Source organism: Dyadobacter alkalitolerans DSM 23607 (assembly GCF_000428845.1).
Classification (GTDB): Bacteria; Bacteroidota; Bacteroidia; order Cytophagales; family Spirosomataceae; genus Dyadobacter; species Dyadobacter alkalitolerans.
On sequence record NZ_AUAS01000003.1, the window covers coordinates 147612 to 162807 of the forward strand.

The window sequence follows — 15196 nt, forward strand, 5'->3', positions numbered from 1 at the left end:
ATTTTGATCATTCGAACTAGCTTAAATGTGGATAAAATCCGATAAATGTTAACTAATCCTGATGCTGTTAAATTTCGCAAAATTTACAATAGTCGTATAAAAGCAAGGCCGCCCAGTTTCCTGAGGCGGCCTTATCACTAACTTAATACGCAAACTCAATACATTTTTTTCTCAATTATCGCGTCCTGACCGATGAAGAGGTGCGCGTATGCCGTCATTCCTTCGTTGATGGATGTTGCGCTGAAATCAAATCGCATTTCTTCGTTCGTTGCTTTGAAGAAAACGGTTTTTTTGATCCATTGATGAGGTGCGATTCCCATCATATCTACATCAAAATACTTGGCCTGCCAGGCTTGACCGGTGTTCGGGCTTTTGATTGCGATGTTGCATTTGTGTATAAACGATGGGTTTTTACCGGACGGATCTTTTTCCGGACGCGCGGAAGCTACATAGAATGTGAGGTTGTAAAAAGCTCCCGGTTTCAGGAAACGTATCGTTGTTCCCACTTTTGATAATTTGCTTGTTTTTAATTTGTTTGTCGTGGAAGTGGTAACGGTCACAATCGAATTCCAGGGAACTTTTGGAAGCGCGGGAAAGGGCCCTTTCCATTCCAATGCATTGTTCCCCCACAATCTGTCGAAGGTTGATGTGCCCGACGGATATTTGACAGGGTCACCCGTTTCGAGCCAGCGCGGTTCCCAAAAATTTGGTAGTTTGTTAATGCCCGGATAACCCTTTGTGCCACAGATCCACGCATGGTCCGTTTGTCTTCATGTTGGACGTCGTGTCGGCACTCGTGGTCTCTACTTTTGGCTCAGGCGCCTGGGCATCTTCCTTAGAGCAACTGCTCAACAGAACTAAACATCCTAAACCAAGGCCAACAGACATTTTTTGTACTAATTTCATTTTTCAGCTTTTTGTAGTTAAACATTGTTTTTTGTTACTGACTACAAAACAACCGCTTCAATGCCAATTAACGTGCTAAATTTGAGTAAAAGGATGTTTCTAATTAGGTTTCGGCAAACCTCTTCCGTTAAATAAAAAATAGTACTTTTCAGCGAATGCAGCTCGCAAAAGTTATGAATAAAATTATATGTCAATACAGAAGCGCGCACCCTCCCTCAATCCGTAATTTGCATTTGTCCTCGCAAAATCTGAATATTCGCATTCCTATAATGTTAAGTTTTATGAAGAATTTAGAAGAAATGCCCTGTAATGGTGCGGGTTGGCGAAAGCCCCCGGATGTCTGCTTAGCAACATTAGGACACCTAAAACAGGGCACCCCATTTTCAATCCTATAATGTTAAGCAAAATGAACAAAACACACTCTAATGAGTCGAAAGACTCATTGTCGCTGGCTTATGCTCAGCAAGTTGAAGAACTTTTTCAGCTCAACACCCCCGCCGAGATGGCGGAGCATCTTTGGGAAATTTATAGCGGTTTTCAAAGTTTTGATCAAGAAACCGGTTTCAATCCCCGCAAACTCAACATCTTCTATACTTTTCGAGATTTGCTGCTTTTTTGTCAGAGGATCGAGGCGATGAAGGCGGCTTAGTAAATAATGTGTTTTCATTTGAAATGGCCAAAGCATTTTGCTTTTGGCCTTTTTTTGTGACTTTAAATTAAAACCAGCGTCTAAGATGTAAATCTAAACACGCTGGGAATATGAGAATTTACTATGTCTACATTTTGAAATGCTCTGATGAGAGTTATTACACCGGGGTTACGAATTGCCTGGAACGGCGATTTGCGGAGCATGTTGATGGCCGTAATGTGACTTGTTATACGTTCACGAGGCGGCCGGTTGAGCTGGTGTTTTTTCGGGAGTTTGGATATGTAAATGATGCAATTGCTTTTGAAAAGCAGGTGAAGGGTTGGAGTAGGAAGAAGAAAGAGGCTATTATAAATGGTGATTGGGATGGATTGAGGCCCTTGGCGGAATGCTCTAATAATACGCATTCGAGAAACAAGGACACTGATGTAAAGTAAGGCTCTGGATGAAAGGATGTTACTAGTCTGTCACCCTGAGCGGAGTCGAAGGGCGTTACTGCCAAGTAGTAGCGCCCTTCGGCTCCGCTCAGGGTGACAGGGGAAGGGACGTTGTGTTCCTCCCTTCGGCCACCTGGCGGCCCGGTCCGCTCAGGGTGACAGGGATGGTAAGCTTGCTGGTAGGCTGCACTAACTACCCTACCCCTCCAAAACCAACTCCTCCCTCCTCTGCTTCTTAGCCTTCCGATTCGCGAACCTTTCCTTTACCTTATCTACAACATAATAAACACTGGGAACCAGGAATATGGTTAGCAGCAATGAGCTGGTCAGACCTCCGATGATTACCCAGGCCATGCCGTTTTTTACTTCGGCGCCGTCGCCGGAGGCTAGGGCGATGGGGAGCATACCGGCGATCATGGCGATGGTGGTCATCAGGATCGGGCGGAGGCGTTCTTTGCCGGCTTCTATTAATGCGTCTTTTAAGGCGTGACCTTCTTCTTTCAACTGGTTGGTGAAATCGACGATCAGAATGGCGTTTTTGGCTACCAGACCTAGGAGCATGATCATACCAACGATGGAGAAGATGGTTAGGCTTTCCATGGTTAATGCCAGGGCGGTCAATGCGCCTACCAATGCTACCGGGATCGAGAACAAGACCACGAATGGGTAGATTGTACTTTCGTAAAGGGCGACCATGATCAGGTAAATGAGCACGATGCCGAGTACGAGTGCCAAGCCGAGACTGCCGAATGCGTCGGCCTGGTTTTTAAGGTCACCGCGGTATTCGATGAAAACGCCTTCGGGGAGTTTTACGGTGGCCATTTTGGCTTGAATGTCGGCTCCGATAGAACCGGATGGACGTCCGATTACCTGAGAGTTAATACTGATAGAACCCAGACGGTCAATCCGTTGCAGGACGCTTTCGCCCATTCCTTCTTTGATGGTGGCGAATTGGGATAGTTCAAATGCTTGTCCTGCGCTGTTTACAAAACTCAGGTGACGGATATCGTCGGCGCTGGAACGGTTGAACTGGTCTAATGTGACCATAATGTCGTATTCCTTGCCATTTTCCTTGAATTTCGAACGGTCGTCACCGCGGAATGCGGTTTGCAATGCTGCGCCTACTTCGGCTGCGTTGATGCCTAGTTGCGACATTCTCTCACGGTCCAACGACACGCCGACTTCCGGTTTCGGGTCATCGACGGAGTAATCCACGTTTGCGGTCCCCGGTATCGATGCGACCACTTCTTTTACCTGCGCGGCAACTTTACGGATCGTAGGCATATCGGTTCCTTTTACCGCCACCTGGATCGGCGCCTGGTTGGCGTTACCCGTGATGGAAGTAGGTGCAACCGTAACTTTCACGCCCGGGATTCGCAGGATCTCTTTTTGAATTTGTGTACCAAAATCTTCTGAGGATAATGTACGATCCTTTTTATCAACCAATTGAACGGTTAAGTCAGCAATGTTGCTATTGGAAGTCGTTCCCAAACCTGTGCTGCTGTAACCAACATTGGTAAACACTTTGGTCACTTCTTTTCTGCCTAATAATAACTTCTCGACTTTCTGAGCAACCTGATTGGTTTGGTAAACCGATGCTGTTGGCGCAAGCTCAATGGAGACATTCAATTCGCCGCGATCACTTTGCTGCATGAATGCTGCTCCGATGAAACCGCCCGGAACCAAAGCAATGGAGCCAACGATCAACACCATGGCAAGAATGAAAACATATCTTTTATGACCCAGAGCCCAGGTCAGCATGCGGCCATATTCGTCCTTGATCCGATCCAAAAACCTTTCAAAACCAAGGTTAAGGCGGCCCCAAAGCGTATTTTTATCCAATATTTCTATTTTACCAAAACGCGAAGCCAAAAGCGGCGTCAATGTAAAGGAAACGAACAAGCTCATTAATGTCGAGAATACGACCACAAGCGAGAATTCTCTCAGAATGTTACCGATCAAACCGGAGGTCAATGCGAGCGGCACGAATACCACAACGTCGACTAATGTGATCGCGAGGGCTGTGAAACCGATTTCTGCACGTCCGTCCAAGGCTGCCTGCCATTTGCTTTTGCCCATTTCCATGTGGCGGTTGATGTTTTCCAAAACCACAATCGAGTCGTCGACCAGGATACCAACGACCAGCGAAAGGGCCATTAATGTCATCAAATTAAGTGAAAAGCCTAATAGGCTCATCAAAATAAAGGTCGGGATCATCGACGAAGGCAATGCTACCAAGATAAACATGGAGCTCCGGAAGCTGTGCAGGAACATTAACATCACAATCGACACGATCAAAACGGCCAGACCAAGGTCAAAAACCACGGCATCCGCAGAGGCCAATGTGTAGATAGATTGGTCGGATGCAATGTTGAATTTCAAACCGGACGAAGCATATTGTTTTTCCAAAGTCGTCAAACGCTCGCGGGTCAGCTTACTTACATCCACCGCATTGGCATCAGATTGTTTTTGGATTTGCAAGGCAACTGAGGGCGCTCCATTAATGTGGTTTACCGCAGTTGCATCGGCTGTGCCGTCGTACACTTCGGCTATGTCTTTCAAAAAGACCTGCCCGCCAGTGCTGTTCCGGCCAACGATCACATTTCTGAGGTTTTCAACAGTGGTCAGTTTCGCATCAAAACGGATCGAAAGCTGATCTTCCTGCGTTTTTACCTGACCAGCTGGGTATGAAGTGTTTGCATTGTTAATCGCAGCCGAAACCTGCGCGATCGACAAGCGATATGCTTTCAGTTTATCCTGACTGATATTGACCTGAATCTGACGCTCCGTTCCACCAATAATCGTCACCTGGCCTACGCCGCTTACGTTTGAAAGCTGCGGTTTCAGTTTGTCGTCGATCAAATCGTAAAGTGCTGATGGCGACATATTGGCCGTTACACCCATTCTCAAAACCGGGATTTCGTCGGTTGAAAATTTGTTGATCACTGGGCGGTCGGCATCGTCGGGAAGCAAGGAAATAACCTGCTCTACTTTGCGCTGCGCTTCCTGTTGTGCCAGATCGACGCTGATGCCTTGTTTCAATTGGATAATTACAGAGGAAACGCCTTCCTGAGAAGTGGAATTGATCTGGTCCAGACCTTCGATTGCCGAAACGGCATCTTCAATGTGTTTGGTAACATTGGTTTCGACTTCGTCCGCAGCGGCTCCGCGGTAAGTCGTCATAACGCTTACAACATTTGCCTCGAATTTGGGCAACAAGTTGTAAGATAATTGTTTATAGCTGATCACACCAAATAGTATCAACACCGTGAATACTACTATGATGAAGAGCGGTCTTTTTACTGCTACTTCGGTGATTGACATTTCTTGATTCGTTTACTGATGAAAACTATTTGGTAACATTAACCGCCGCACCTTCGCTGAGGTTGATCTGGCCGGTTGTGATCACCGTTTCGCCCGATTTCAAGCCCGACAAAACTTCAATATTATTGCCCAATTCGCGTCCTACCTGGATTTTACGTTGTTTGGCAACCCCATTTTCAACCGTGTACACATACGGATTGCGAACGCTTTCTACCAATGCACTTCTCGGGATAAGCAATGCCTGCTGGCTGCTTTTTTGACTAAATTCAACACTTACAAATGTTCCTGCACGCAACTGACTTGAATTCTTGATCACAATCTCCACCGGATAATTGTGCGATTCGTCGCCCTGAGGCGCAATGTAAGAGATCACCCCATCGATTTTTTTATCGGGAAAAATGCTGGATCCAACTTTAACATGCTGACCTTCTTTCAATTTATAAACATCATTTTCGGAGATCATGACCTGTACTTTGAGGCGCGAAACGTCCAGGATCGTTCCCAATGAAGTTCCAACATTCACAAATTCACCCGGCTCAATGTTCTTCTTGATCACCCTGCCGCTGATCGGCGCTGCGATGGATGCGTCATTGATCTGCTGTTTGATTTGCTCGGCCTGGTTCAAGGCATTTTCGTAGTTGTATTTGGTGTCATTCACCTGCACTTCCGTTGCTGCATTTCCTGCCAGAAGCTTGTTATAGCGATCCGTATCCTTTTTCAATTTGTTGATATTGAGCTCAGTGGCTTGCAATGACAGCTCTTTCAGTTTGCTATCCACCTTTACGAGCGTTGCACCTTGTGACACGAATGTTCCAAGATCGTATTTCACCGCCAGGACCTTACCCGCCGAAGTGGCCATAATTTCTGCCTGCTTGAAAGGGATCAGACTGCCCGTGCGCACCAATTGCTGATCTGTGCTGCCTTCTTTTACAGAAACGGCGGTTACCGGAATGGTTACATTCTTGTTGTCCGGCATTACTTTCTTGGCGTCCATCTTGGATTTATTGGCTACCAGGCGGAAGCCGATCAGGATCCCGATGATTGCAATGGAGCCGATGATGATGAGTTTTCTTTTCATGGTAAGCTTATGGCAGTGTTGAATAAAAGTTGTTAAGCGTGCCTTGCGACTGTTCGATGCCTAATTTGGCTTGATAATAGCTCAGCATGGAATTGATATAATTGCTTTGGGCCTCTTTGTAAGATGTTTCCGCGTTCAGCAGATCCGACAACGGCACCGTTCCTTCCCTGTATTGCAATGTGGTAACGTCGTAAACTTCTTTGGCCAGCGTCACATTACTTTCGTCGTTGCCGAGGTTTAATTTGGCTTTTTGAAGTTGTGTGGTAGCATTATGGTTTTGAAGTTCGTAGTTCTGAACATTCAATTTTAGCTGTTCATTTTGTGTCAAAAGATTCAAATCAGCCTGCTTGTATTGCGCATCCCTTCTGAAACTATCAAAAATCGGAATGGACAATTTTACGCCTATGGCACCGAAACTGAACCAGTTACCCCAGGATTCGCCCAGATTCTGGCCCAGCGATTGCATTCCATAACGGCCGTAAACAGACAGTTTAGGAAGATAACCTGCCTTAATCCGTTCTTTTTCCAAAGATTGCAGCTGCATGTTCACATTCTGGATTTTGAAATCCGTCAGACTCGCCACGTCAAATTTTTCAGGCTCTACCAATTTGAAAGGCTGGCTCAACGGGTTGTCGGTCAATTCCAGCTGCTCGGCCAGCGGCATGCCCATTTGAAACTTCAGCTGGTTTTGGGAAAGGATCAAATTGCTTTCTGCTAATGTCAGCTGCGATTTAATGTTATTCAAACTCACCTGCGTGCGATCGAAATCCACTTTTTTGATGACGCCGTTATCCAGTTGCAACTGCAATGTGCCCAGGATCTGCTGCGTTTTTTCGAGGTTATCTTTCAAAAGGTCGATCTGCGCCTGCGTTACAAAAACCTGATAATAAGCATCGGTAACATTAAAAATGATGGTCTCTTTGGTCTTCTGCGCATTCAGGGCAGCATTTTCGAGGTTAGGCTTGTTCGCCTTGATTCCCACCAGTAATGCCTGGTCAAAAATTACCTGATCAGCCTGTGCGGAAACATTGGTCGAGTATTTCGTTCCCAGTGCAACGCGGCGGTCTTCGCCTCCAAAAAGCGCTCCCGGCAACACAGTGGATTGCAGCTTAATGTTGTCGTCCAGCGCGCCGTTTCCCGCCACTTGCGGCAGGTGACCAGCCAATGCCTCGCGCCCTTGTTGCACGGCAATGCTCTCTCTATACTGCGCAATTTTCACATTGCCGTTGTTCTTGATCCCGTAAGCAATGCAGTCTTTCAGGCTCAGGCGTGTTTGCGCCCAGGTGGGCCCGGCCGTGGCAACGAATGCCAGCATTGCTATGATCCATTTACTTTTCATCTTTTCTGGTTATTGATTATTTGTGGCTAATATTGTATTTGGTTGACATGTCTACTGGTGATATATCAACTATTTATTTAAAAAATTTTATTCTCCTGCCACGGCCGCTACCCTATCCAGGTAACTCATGAATGTTTTCCGTTCCTCGTCCGTGAAATGTTCCATCACGCGATTATCAAAAGCGATAACCATGGCCTGAATGCGCTCGCAAACAAATTTTCCGCTGGGCGTTAATGTGACCAGATTCTTTCTTTTGTCCTCCATGTCGCTTTCGATCTTCAAAAAACCATCCTTATGCAATGTTTGAACAGAACGCTGGATTCCTGCTTTATCCTTTTGCAGCAGATTCGCAATTTCCTGCTGCGTCATAGCGTGCTCCTGGAAATATACAACCATTAATATAGGCAACTGTTCGGCCAGGACCGGGATGCCTTCCTGCACCAGTTGTGCATTCATTTTCTTAAAAACAATCTTCGTCACAACGCCCAGCTTGAATTGCAGGGAGTTCTTCATGTCCTCTCTTATGTTTGCAAAAAACTTAGGATGTGTTGTGTTCATGGTGCAAATGTATATTACGTTGACATATCAACCAAATGAACAACAGAAAAGTTTTCTGATGTGCGAATAGTTTATGGATTAAAGTAAGCCCGACTTACCTGCAAATAATTGATACTGCCCAGACGCTCACTGGATTTTATATTACTAGCCTTTTAAATGAAATTCCTTTCTCCGATTGCGGCATAAACAAACGGGTGATCGTGTCATGATTTTATTTAAAACCAATCACGGAAGTATAACACGGATGGTCTGGCTATTCCTGATACTAGCTCCAGTCACATGCTATACCATCGCAATAAGCATGCTACACTGGAATCTGCCGGTTCATGATGACTACATTATCCAGTTTGAAATCGAGCAAATGCTGGATAAAACTTCCTTGTCAGCCTTTCTCGACATTCTTTTTAGCCAGCTTAATGAACACAGGCAGTTTTATACCAGGATTATATTCCTGCTCAACTATCTGATTCAAGATAAGCTCTCTTACACCCTTTTGATTTTTCTGGGAATTTGCCTCTGATCGGGATTTGGTTCATTGTCGCGGCTTGGCAGCGCAAGGCTTCTATGTCTATATGGATCAGCGTCTTTGCGAGCTGGATCCTGTTTCAATTTCAGTATCATGAAAATTCGCTGTGGGCGATGGCGGCGCTTCAGAATATAACTATCCACTTTTTGTATCTGCTGCTATTTTCGATGCTTGTCAGCAAGTCCAGGAAGGTTTGGTGGGCTGCCCTTGCGGTAGGCTGGCTGATGTGCTATACTTCAGGAAATGGTTTTATCGCCCTTGGCATTGGAGGAATTTCGTTGTTGCTTCAAAGAAGATGGCAGGACCTTTCAATCTGGATGCTGCTATTTCTCGTCACCATTTTAACATATTTCTATCAATATCAGTCTGTTGCTGGGCCTCATGCCACGAATGCCAGCACTGGTAGATTACTTGAAATATCACTTGGCCTGATGACTTTCATGGGACAAGGACTTGTGATTCACGAGTCACTTTCAGATGTAAGCATAGTAATGATGCTTGGTTTCGCTGCTGTTGTGGCAACCGCCTTATTATCGCTACTTGCCTTGCGCCATTTGCTGCCAGTTTTTTGCTATAACGAGTTGCTAACTGCAAAAGATTGTCTGATGATAGTGTTGGTTGAGGTGAACATTTTTATTATGCTCTCAGGCTTAGCGCTAGCCTGTAACCGAATGGATGCCGGTCACTATTCAGCAATGATTTCAAGTCGTTACCAACTGTATCCAACAATGTTGATTTTAGCTAACGTCTGCTTATTTCAACTCATGTTTCCCAAAGTATTTCAGCGCTTTTCCACAATCATGTTGGCTGCAAGCATTCTTGCCTGGCTGCTGATATTTCAGAAAAATCTGTCCAGCATGTATCTGTTCAGCGACCAGACGCTGGCCTACTATTTTAATACACAACAACTCTCTCAAACTGCGCCGGCACCGCATAGGACAATTTTTCAGCCTGATTCTGAAACCAATCAGACGCTTTTGAAAATAGGCCAAGCGCTAAAAAAAGCAACAGTTGATCAACGGACCAGCAATGCGATAAAGATTTCAGATCTCGATTATATACATTGTATGAGCTGCGCTAACTCCCTGCATCCTGGCGACTTCAATTTTGTAGTTTTAAAAAATGCCCGCTATCAGTTGCTATTTCCTTTATTGAGAAATGCGAATAAAGGTCTTCGATCCTTTTGGCTGAAAGGAAAATTGTTTGACGTCGGCAATACAGCGCAGCTATATTCTTTCTTTTTGAATGTTGGAGGTTTAAAAAAGCCCTACACGATCAGTCTCCTCGAAAAAAGAGATGAAGATATAACGCATTATTCCACCAACATTCAAATCGAGTTGACAACAAATAAATGATTACTTACTCAGCGTTTTGATCAGCATTCCTTTCGTCACTTTATCCGAAAGCGACATGCCGTTAATGATCGCGAGCTCGTCCATTTGCTTGTCTTGCTGATTGAAATCTCTTAGTGCATCCTTCAAAGAACCATCACGTTGCACGGTTTTGATCCTGATCCGGTCTGGCTGACGGTTGAGGATGCTTCCGTCCGTAACAGACTTAAAGCCACCCGCAACAGACTTGAACTGACCCATGCTTCCCGCAAAGTTCGCAGCCTGCGATACGCCGTGAATGGCATAAATGTTACCGCCATACTGGATCAACCATGTTGCTACCTGGATGGAATTTGCCGTCGGCGCAGCCTGCTGGCCAGATTGCGTTTGAGCAGCTTGTGTTGCGATCATGACAAGCGCAGGATTGCCGTTAATGGTCGTTTTTTCATTTTCAGTGACCTGCAACCCATAATTTTTGATCACCGCTGCACTGGCTTCTTCCAGCGATTTTCCTGGAGCGAGCGTAAAGAGCATCATTGATTTGCCACCTTTGGCAGCCATCTGGAACTGTGCAGGTGAATTTTCATATTGCCAGCCACTTGGGACCGGTAACTGGAACTTCAATTCAGGATGGTAAAACATATTGTTTTCTACAAATCCCTGCTTTGGATCAGTTCCGTAAATGATGCCCTCGATTTTGCGCAGATACGCGTCGCGGTTCACATTATACTTGGCCGGATGTACTTTCTGGTATTCTGTCGCCAGCTTTTCCACTTTTGTTTGTCTGCCGCCCGGATCCGGGTGGGTCGATTGGAAGGTTGGGATCGTTTGTCCGCTCTTCTCGCTGATTTTTTTCAATGTGCCAAAAAAATCGGCCATCTGGTGTGCATCGTAACCAATCTTGCTGGAATATTCAACGCCAATTTTGTCCGATTCGGACTCGTGCTCCCGGCTGTAACTCAGGAGCAATAAGCCTAAAGCCTGCTGCGTCTGATCTGCAAGCCCGCGAACGGTTTCTGAAAGCACCATTCCAGCCATTAATCCTACCTGACCAAAGATCTGTGACGTTTGCTGGCGAGCGGAATGTCGTGCGGTAATGTGCCCGATTTCGTGACCCAAAACACCTGCAAACTCAGCCTCATTATTGAAATGTGCCATGATACCCCTAGTAAAGTATACGTAACCGCCAGGCACAGCAAATGCATTCACAACCGGCGAGTCTACGATGAAGAATTGGTACGGCAAATCGGGGCGGTGCGAGATATTAGCCATTGCTTTTCCCTTCTCATTGATAAAGGATTGCAGGTTCTTATCGTCATAAATGCCCATTGTAGCCACGATCGACGGGTGGGATTCGGCGCCAAGCGCTATTTCCTTTTCCTTCGACATAAAGATAATTTCCTTTTTGCCGGTAACCGGATTTTTGGAACAGCCCGACAGGAAACCTGCACCTATGAGGCACACAAGAATGTGAAATTGAAATTTCATTTTCATACAATTAAAAAAGAAAGCTTTACGAGAGAGTTATTCAAAAATTAACGTCTGTGGAATATTCGAAAGAATCATGCCAATGTTTTACGGCAAAAAAACCGGATGCAGTGCAAACTAAATATATTTTATATTAACTGTGCTAATTATCTAAATTACGCCAAATTGGTACAAGATTTTCATTGAGGCAGACGCCGGTTCAGCAAGGACAACTGAAATTACATTTACACTATGCATCCGAAAAAAAGTACTTTCAGCCTGTTGCCTGCGTGGTTGGTGCGATTTGACTTTATGGGTATTTTTGAGCAGGATCCTTTTGGCAACTATCTGATTTTCAAACGCATCATTATCTTCATCATCGGATGGTTTACCTATTACAGATATACGGCTGTCAATAAAATAGAAATAACCGGCAGCGACCAGCTTATCGAACTTCCGGATAACGGGGTGCTTTTCCTATCCAACCACCAAACTTACTTTGCAGACGTTATTGCTTTTTACCATATTTTTTGTGCAACCAAGTGGGGCTACAAAGACACCATTTCACCTCCGTTCTACTTGTTTTCTCCTCGTGCAAGATGCTATTATGTAGCCGCATCAGAGACCATGAAAGAAGGGATTTTACCCAAATTATTCAGCATAGGCGGCGCAATCACCATTGAACGTTCCTGGCGTGCCAATGGTGAGAATGTAAAACGGCAGCTGGACAATGATGCTCAGGATAAGATTGGAATGGGACTGAAGCACGGCTGGGTCGTGAGTTTTCCGCAGGGAACCACGAAGCCTTATGCACCTGTTCGAAAAGGAACGGCACATTTGATCAAAGACCATCAACCCATTGTAATCCCCGTGGTTATCAATGGTTTCAGAAGGGCTTTTGATAAAAAAGGTTTACGGTTTAAGAAAAGAAACACGAAGCTAACCGTACATTTCAAAGCACCGATGCACTTTTTGCCCGACGAATCGCTTGAAAGCATGATTGAGCGTGTCACGAAAGCCATCGAGCAGGAAGCGCCAAATGAGGGACCGGCAGCAATTCCCGCAGCCTGACATCCGAAAACGAATTCACCACGTAAGTAAAGTTTCCACATTCATATTAGCTTAATGAAAGGCAAAAAAGTACTGATTACCGGAGGAACGGGCCTGATTGGCAAAAGGCTAACCCAGCTTCTGCTTGCAAAGGGTTACGAAGTAGCATATTTGAGCCGGAAGAAGACTAATATTCCTTCGGTGCAGGTTTATGAATGGGATGTCGACAAAGGTTATATCGAAGAAAACGCGCTTGAAAACACGGATTACCTCATCCACCTCGCAGGTGCAGGCGTAGCGGACGAGCGCTGGACAGAAGAGCGAAAAAAAGTGATCATTACCAGCCGTACGGAAACGATTGCATTGATCCATAAGAAATTAAAAGAAAAAAACATTCGCCCTACTGCATTCATTTCAGCTTCGGGAAGCAGCTATTATGGCGAAGATACGGGCGACGTCCGAAACACCGAAAACACGCCACCTAACAATGATTTTCTCTCACATGTGACCATTGTTTGGGAAAAAGCAGCCGACGACATTGCGGCGTTAGGCATCCGGACCGTAAAACTCCGGACGGGAATTGTGCTAAGCAACGAAGGCGGCGCGATCCCCAGAATGGCCGCTCCGGCAAAATTAGGCTTCGGTGCCCCATTAGGTTCCGGAAAACAATGGGTTTCGTGGATCCATATCGACGACATTTGCCAAATGTATATCGACGCCATGGAAAAAGAATCCTGGGAAGGCGCTTACAATGCGATAGCCAGTCATCCAGTCACCAATGAGGAGCTTACCAAACAGATCTGCATGGCCTTAGGCAAACCCCAGTGGCTGCCTAATGTGCCCGCATTTGGTTTAAAGCTCGCTTTCGGCGAAATGGCAAGTGTTGTGCTGGGGAGCAGTTACCTGGTCAATGAACGAATTACAAAGGAAACAGATTTCCAATATCAATTCGACGACCTCGGTAAGGCGCTCAGGGAGATTTTAAAATAACATTCGGCAGACGATTATTCTTCCTCCTCTTCGAGCTCATCCTGCGTTAGCGGCTCCACGGTTTCGAGCCATTTGTCACGCTGCAATTTGGCTTTAAAGTTGTCCATAACATTTAACTGAATGTTGCCATTACTGAATGTGGACATTTGTAAACCTACAAAAGCAAGCGCTTCGTTTAACCTCGCTTCGAGCGGCGTGCTGGTGAAAATGCAGTCATTCCAATACCATTCAAGCGATTCGCCCGCAACCTTTTCCACTATATCAATATAATCTCGCAGGGTATATCCGATAAAAGGTTTACCAAAACGCGACCATAGCAGCTGCATAACGGTATCCAGCGACTGTTCGTGATTGGTTTTTTTTCTTAAATAAAGATCCAGGATAAGCGCCGCCAGGGCCCCTTTGTGGTAAACGGATACTTTCCGGTTCGGGATTCCTTTTTCATAGCCGTCCAGCCAAAGGTCAAAAGACGAGTCTGCCAGTGACTGCGTGGCATGCGAGCTGCTTTCGAAATGCCTTTTCATGTAAACCTGCAACTCCTTAATGTAAGTTTCTTCCGTAAACACGTCTGCGCGTTTCAGAAAAAGATCGCCATAGTAAGTCGTGCAGCCTTCTGCTACAAAACAAGTCCTGAAATAGTTTTCTTTGGTAAAATCGTATGGTAACAGCTCTGCGGGTCGGATGCGTATAATGTTCCATGCGTGAAACAACTCATGCGAGCTCACGCCCAACAGATCCGAATAAAGGCCTTCACCCTCATCGTCCGGCCCGAGCACGATCATGGTTGAGTTATGATGCTCCACGCCGTGGTAAAATGCCGTAGGCAGGATTAGGTTCAGGAAATGATAGTCATTTTCGGGAAACTCACCCATTGTAATGATCTGCTCTCGGGAGAAGCGACGAAAGTCGCGGACAATTCTCCGCCAGTTTGGCTGCAAATTCCCATGCATCCAGATATTGAATTCCACGCCGCGGGCCTGGTAATGCCGTTTTTGCAAACTTTCGGAAGCCAGCAACGGGCTGTCAACCAATTGATAAAAATCCTTTGCCTTTAAAACATTTCCCTCCGCCGGTAATCCGCACGCGATCTGGTAACCTTCCGGCAAATCCAGATGAACTGTGTAAGCTTCACCAATGCGGCCTTCGGTATACATGCAGAAATTGATGAAATTAAGATACCACAATTCCTCGTCCACATAACTGCTGCCCGCATTTTGAATGGCTGCAAAGAATGTATAGCGGATCCTGACCTCTTTTTCACCAGTCGTTGCAACCTGCCAGCGGTCTTTCGTTACTTTATGGATAGGGAGTTTCTGATCGGTGGCTGAGATCGCTTCAATAAATTGAATATTTTTGGCGAAATTCTGTATTTCGTACCGTCCGGGTCTCCACGAAGGCAACTGAATTTCGATGGTATCGGCATCTATTTCAGGAATTGTGTAAATAATGTTGATTAAATGAGACTGCGGGTCAGATACGTAAATATTATAATGCATGGATACAGAAAGGTAATTTGAGGAGTGGGTAGCACTAGTTTAGGCGTA

The 15196-nt window shown here is 45.6% G+C and carries 13 protein-coding genes; 6 read left to right on the forward strand and 7 right to left on the reverse strand.

The window, feature by feature from the left end; translation table 11 throughout:
• Positions 1 to 155 precede the first annotated feature (155 nt).
• Complete coding sequence (locus tag G395_RS0106420) at positions 156 to 632, reverse strand: hypothetical protein (RefSeq protein ID WP_157486595.1); 477 nt, start codon at positions 630 to 632, stop codon at positions 156 to 158.
• 680 nt (positions 633 to 1312) lie between these two features.
• Here G395_RS0106420 and G395_RS0106425 point away from each other — a divergent pair.
• Both G395_RS0106425 and G395_RS0106430 read left to right on the forward strand, forming a co-directional pair.
• Positions 1313 to 1555 (forward strand): hypothetical protein, encoded by a 243-nt coding sequence (locus G395_RS0106425; protein WP_035360692.1) that lies wholly within the window; start codon positions 1313 to 1315, stop codon positions 1553 to 1555.
• Between the two features lie 110 nt (positions 1556 to 1665).
• A complete protein-coding gene (locus G395_RS0106430; protein WP_026629297.1) occupies positions 1666 to 1989 on the forward strand; it encodes a GIY-YIG nuclease family protein in 324 nt (107 codons plus the stop codon).
• A 198-nt stretch (positions 1990 to 2187) separates the two neighbouring features.
• Here G395_RS0106430 and G395_RS0106435 read toward each other — a convergent pair whose 3' ends face one another.
• The 4 genes from G395_RS0106435 to G395_RS0106450 all read right to left on the reverse strand — a co-directional run bounded on the left by G395_RS0106435 (position 2188) and on the right by G395_RS0106450 (position 8243).
• Entirely contained in the window at positions 2188 to 5313 is a 3126-nt protein-coding gene (locus tag G395_RS0106435) for an efflux RND transporter permease subunit (RefSeq protein WP_026629298.1), read from the reverse strand.
• A gap of 25 nt (positions 5314 to 5338) precedes the next feature.
• Complete coding sequence (locus tag G395_RS0106440) at positions 5339 to 6391, reverse strand: efflux RND transporter periplasmic adaptor subunit (RefSeq protein ID WP_026629299.1); 1053 nt, start codon at positions 6389 to 6391, stop codon at positions 5339 to 5341.
• 7 nt (positions 6392 to 6398) lie between these two features.
• Positions 6399 to 7730 carry a TolC family protein gene (locus tag G395_RS0106445; protein WP_026629300.1) on the reverse strand — a complete coding sequence of 444 codons (1332 nt, stop codon included), beginning with the start codon at positions 7728 to 7730 and terminating at the stop codon, positions 6399 to 6401.
• 87 nt (positions 7731 to 7817) lie between these two features.
• Entirely contained in the window at positions 7818 to 8243 is a 426-nt protein-coding gene (locus G395_RS0106450; RefSeq protein WP_229204049.1) for a MarR family winged helix-turn-helix transcriptional regulator, read from the reverse strand.
• Between the two features lie 346 nt (positions 8244 to 8589).
• Between G395_RS0106450 and G395_RS0106455 the strand changes: the two genes are divergently transcribed.
• A complete protein-coding gene (locus G395_RS0106455; protein WP_157486597.1) occupies positions 8590 to 8808 on the forward strand; it encodes a hypothetical protein in 219 nt (72 codons plus the stop codon).
• Between the two features lie 44 nt (positions 8809 to 8852).
• Positions 8853 to 10169 (forward strand): hypothetical protein, encoded by a 1317-nt coding sequence (locus G395_RS0106460; protein WP_035360579.1) that lies wholly within the window; start codon positions 8853 to 8855, stop codon positions 10167 to 10169.
• Here G395_RS0106460 and G395_RS0106465 read toward each other — a convergent pair whose 3' ends face one another.
• Positions 10170 to 11639: a M48 family metalloprotease gene (locus tag G395_RS0106465; protein ID WP_026629304.1), complete on the reverse strand. Its 1470-nt coding sequence runs from the start codon at positions 11637 to 11639 to the stop codon at positions 10170 to 10172. It abuts the gene before it with no gap.
• A gap of 225 nt (positions 11640 to 11864) precedes the next feature.
• Between G395_RS0106465 and G395_RS0106470 the strand changes: the two genes are divergently transcribed.
• Together G395_RS0106470 and G395_RS0106475 are read left to right on the forward strand one after the other, a co-directional pair.
• On the forward strand, positions 11865 to 12683 hold the full coding sequence (locus G395_RS0106470; protein WP_026629305.1) for a lysophospholipid acyltransferase family protein: 819 nt from the start codon (positions 11865 to 11867) through the stop codon (positions 12681 to 12683).
• Between the two features lie 54 nt (positions 12684 to 12737).
• Entirely contained in the window at positions 12738 to 13652 is a 915-nt protein-coding gene (locus tag G395_RS0106475) for a TIGR01777 family oxidoreductase (RefSeq protein WP_035360581.1), read from the forward strand.
• A gap of 14 nt (positions 13653 to 13666) precedes the next feature.
• Here G395_RS0106475 and G395_RS0106480 read toward each other — a convergent pair whose 3' ends face one another.
• The gene (locus tag G395_RS0106480; RefSeq protein ID WP_026629307.1) at positions 13667 to 15148 is read right to left on the reverse strand and encodes a M61 family metallopeptidase; all 1482 of its coding nucleotides are present in this window, start codon (positions 15146 to 15148) and stop codon (positions 13667 to 13669) included.
• Between the last annotated feature and the right edge of the window lie 48 nt (positions 15149 to 15196).

What these genes read in the sequence shown, in the direction of transcription:
- G395_RS0106475 (WP_035360581.1), top strand. Translation starts at nt 12,738, where the DNA reads ATGAAAGGCAAAAAAGTACTGATTACCGGAGGAACGGGCCTGATTGGC.
- G395_RS0106465 (WP_026629304.1), bottom strand. Translation starts at nt 11,639, where the DNA reads ATGAAAATGAAATTTCAATTTCACATTCTTGTGTGCCTCATAGGTGCA.
- G395_RS0106480 (WP_026629307.1), bottom strand. Translation starts at nt 15,148, where the DNA reads ATGCATTATAATATTTACGTATCTGACCCGCAGTCTCATTTAATCAAC.
- G395_RS0106440 (WP_026629299.1), bottom strand. Translation starts at nt 6,391, where the DNA reads ATGAAAAGAAAACTCATCATCATCGGCTCCATTGCAATCATCGGGATC.
- G395_RS0106430 (WP_026629297.1), top strand. Translation starts at nt 1,666, where the DNA reads ATGAGAATTTACTATGTCTACATTTTGAAATGCTCTGATGAGAGTTAT.
- G395_RS0106455 (WP_157486597.1), top strand. Translation starts at nt 8,590, where the DNA reads ATGCTACACTGGAATCTGCCGGTTCATGATGACTACATTATCCAGTTT.
- G395_RS0106460 (WP_035360579.1), top strand. Translation starts at nt 8,853, where the DNA reads ATGTCTATATGGATCAGCGTCTTTGCGAGCTGGATCCTGTTTCAATTT.
- G395_RS0106445 (WP_026629300.1), bottom strand. Translation starts at nt 7,730, where the DNA reads ATGAAAAGTAAATGGATCATAGCAATGCTGGCATTCGTTGCCACGGCC.
- G395_RS0106450 (WP_229204049.1), bottom strand. Translation starts at nt 8,243, where the DNA reads ATGAAGAACTCCCTGCAATTCAAGCTGGGCGTTGTGACGAAGATTGTT.
- G395_RS0106470 (WP_026629305.1), top strand. Translation starts at nt 11,865, where the DNA reads ATGCATCCGAAAAAAAGTACTTTCAGCCTGTTGCCTGCGTGGTTGGTG.
- G395_RS0106425 (WP_035360692.1), top strand. Translation starts at nt 1,313, where the DNA reads ATGAACAAAACACACTCTAATGAGTCGAAAGACTCATTGTCGCTGGCT.
- G395_RS0106435 (WP_026629298.1), bottom strand. Translation starts at nt 5,313, where the DNA reads ATGTCAATCACCGAAGTAGCAGTAAAAAGACCGCTCTTCATCATAGTA.